The organism is Candidatus Neomarinimicrobiota bacterium (assembly GCA_041862535.1).
GTDB lineage: Bacteria > Fidelibacterota > Marinisomatia > SCGC-AAA003-L08 > TS1B11.
In genome coordinates, this window is sequence record JBGVTM010000143.1 from 1 (window position 1) to 2,931 (window position 2,931).

Annotated in this window: 4 protein-coding genes; all 4 read right to left on the reverse strand. The window is 51.5% G+C overall.

Annotated elements, in window-relative coordinates; genetic code table 11:
* Positions 1-732 (reverse strand): NADH-quinone oxidoreductase subunit H (locus ACETWG_05445; protein ID MFB0516033.1); only part of this gene is annotated, 732 nt, incomplete at its 3' end.
* On the reverse strand, positions 729-1,832 hold the full coding sequence (locus ACETWG_05450) for an NADH-quinone oxidoreductase subunit D (GenBank protein ID MFB0516034.1): 1,104 nt from the start codon (positions 1,830-1,832) through the stop codon (positions 729-731). The genes ACETWG_05450 and ACETWG_05445, both read right to left, overlap by 4 nt.
* The gene (locus tag ACETWG_05455) at positions 1,832-2,272 is read right to left on the reverse strand and encodes an NADH-quinone oxidoreductase subunit C (protein ID MFB0516035.1); all 441 of its coding nucleotides are present in this window, start codon (positions 2,270-2,272) and stop codon (positions 1,832-1,834) included. The genes ACETWG_05450 and ACETWG_05455 overlap by 1 nt, the downstream gene beginning before the upstream one ends.
* Complete coding sequence (locus tag ACETWG_05460; protein MFB0516036.1) at positions 2,269-2,886, reverse strand: NADH-quinone oxidoreductase subunit B; 618 nt, start codon at positions 2,884-2,886, stop codon at positions 2,269-2,271. Before ACETWG_05460 ends, ACETWG_05455 begins: the two co-directional genes overlap by 4 nt.
* Between the last annotated feature and the right edge of the window lie 45 nt (positions 2,887-2,931).

Here is a 2,931-nt window from a genome sequence, read left to right on the forward strand (position 1 = left end):
GTATTCGGTATGAAAGCCGGCGACAATCTCGGAATCAGCTTCCATGAGGTCGAAGGGACTGCGATTAATTTCGGCACAGCCAGCGGCGAAAAAGAGGAGAAAGCCCAGCGGCTGAAACAGGATGAAAGGAATATCCTGAGCCAGTACAATCTGGTTCAGAGATAGCGAGCCAGCGATCAGCACGATGCCGACAATCGCCAGTACCAGTGGAATCTCGTAGCTCACCACGGCGGCGACATTGCGCATGGCACCGAGCAGGGAATACTTGTTACTTGAGCCCCACCCGGCCATAAATATGCCAATGGTTGAGACAGAACTAATCGCCACGATATAAAGGATGCCGATATTCAAGTCAGCCAGCAATGCTCCATCCTGAAATGGTATCACGGCAAAAATCATCAGTGCCGGCGCAAAAGCGACCACTGGTGCCAGCCAGTGAACCAGCTTGTCGGCGGCGGCAGGCACGATGTTTTCTTTGAGCATGACTTTTATCGCGTCGGCTACTGGCTGAAGCAGGCCAAAGGGACCGGTCCGGTTGGGACCAAGGCGGGATTGCATTCGTCCCATCCCTCTGCGCTCAATGTAGATGGCACCCATTACCATGGTTAGAACAAAACCGATGATGACAATGGTAAAAAAGAGCCAGTGCCACCAGAACCCACCCGGCCAGTCCTGAGGCAGGGTTTGTAAGCGAACCTGGTGGTTAATGCTGAAATCAATCATCGTCATCATCGGTCAATCTCACCTACGGTAATATCAATACTGCCGAAAATGATGATAACATCGGCCACCTTCCACCCGCGTACCATGTCACGGAGAGCGGTCAGGTTAATCAGGCTTGGTGGGCGGATATGGCAGCGGTAGGGAGCTATGGAATTGTCAGATACCAAATAAAAGCCAAGCTCGCCTTTGGGTGCTTCAATGCGGGCGTAAGCTTCGCCAATCGGTGGGCGAACCAAGTGTGATACATCACTTTTTACCGGCCCTGGAGGCAGTTGCTCCATGGCCTGCTTGATGATGCGCAGGCTCTGCCGCATTTCCTCTACCCTCTGTCGGTAGCGGTCATAACAGTCGCCAACGGTGCCGGTAGGGATATCAAAGTCGAAGCGGTCATAAACGGAGTACGGGTCTGCCTGGCGTATATCCCATTTAACGCCACTGGCGCGAAGCACCGGACCGCTGGCGGAACAATTGATGGCCTGTTCTTTGGTTAAAATACCAACGCCCTTGGCACGAGCCAGCAGTATCTCGTTCTGCATGAGAAGTCGGTCATATTCATCAATAAAGCGGGGCATCCGCGCCAGGAATTTGCGCAAAGCCGGCAGAAATTCCCTAGGAATATCCTGGCTGACACCACCAACTCGCATGTAATTATAGGTAAGCCGCTGACCGCTGACCATCTCGAAGAGGTCGATAATCCTCTCTCTTTCCCGGAACATGTACAGGAAGGGAGTAAAGTAAGCGCCGCAATCATTCAAGAAGGAACCAACGGCGATAAGGAAGGCGGCGATGCGTTGCAGCTCGGCCATAATGACCCGCAGGTATTCCGCCCGTTCCGGGACTTTTATTCCCGCCAGCTTCTCTACGGCCAAAACGTAAGCATGGTTATTGTTCATTGAGGATATGTAGTCCAGCCGATCAGTTAACGGGATAATCCCGGTGTAGGTTCGCTGCTCAGCCAGCTTCTCCACTCCACGATGGAGATAGCCAAAAACCGGTTCGATATCAACCACGACTTCACCGTCAAGGGTTGCCCTCATCCGAAACACCCCGTGGGTGCTGGGATGTACCGGGCCCATATTGAGTACAAAAGGTTCAGTTTTAAGCGCCATTACCAGTAATCCTTACGTAATGGATGTCCCGGAAAACCTTCCCAGAGGAAAATACGCTTCATATTCGGATGACCTTCAAATCTAATCCCCATAAGGTCGTAAATTTCCCGTTCCTGAAAATCGGCTCCCTGCCACAGGCTAACCACTGAAGGCAAGACCGGGTTTTCCCGGTCATAACACCTGGTTTTTATCACCAGGCTGTGGTTATGCTCCAGTGAGGTTAGCTGGTAGACAACTTCAAAGTGGTCATAGTAATCAATGGCGGTAATAAAGTTGAGGTAGTTAAAATCAAGGCCCGGCGTATCTTTGAGAAAGGTGGCTACTGCCAGCAAAGAATCGGGTTTCACTACCAGGTAATCTTGACTGGACTCGATAATGCTCTCGGGAGATTTCTCTTCTATTTGACCAGCTATTTCTTTACTGGAAAGGGCTACCGTCATTTCCTGATTAACTTTCCTATATCTATGTTTCTTCTTTTGGCTATCTTCTTCTGCAGCATCTGTATCCCGTAAATCAGGGCTTCGGGGCGGGGAGGACATCCGGGGACATAGACATCCACCGGGATTATGTGGTTATAGCCGGGAACCACGGCATAAGATGCTGAGGCGAAAATGCCGCCACTGATAGCACAGGCCCCCATGGCGATCACCCATTTTGGCTCAGCCATCTGGTTATAAATCCGCCTGACGTTGGGTGCCATCTTCCAGGTCAGGGTGCCGGCGGTAATCATCAGGTCCGCCTGGCGGGGTGAGGCGCGGAGGATTTCCATGCCAAAGCGAGCCAGATCAAAACGAGGACCGTTGGCAGCAATGAACTCAAAGGCACAGCAGGCCGGGAAACAGATTGCCGTCCAGAGTGAAGACCGCCGTCCCCAGTTAATCACCGCATCCACGGTAGTCAAGAAAATATTTTGCTCCAGTTCTTCGTCCAACCATTCATCGGGGTCAGGAATTATCTGCTGACTGTTCGCCTTCAGTTCTTCAATAATCTGACCCTCTTCCCGGTCAAGCTCCGTATCGGAATAGATATATTTCCTGATTCCGCCTACTTCCATTCCAAGACCTTCTTTCTCCAGGCGTACAAATAGCCGACGAGGATA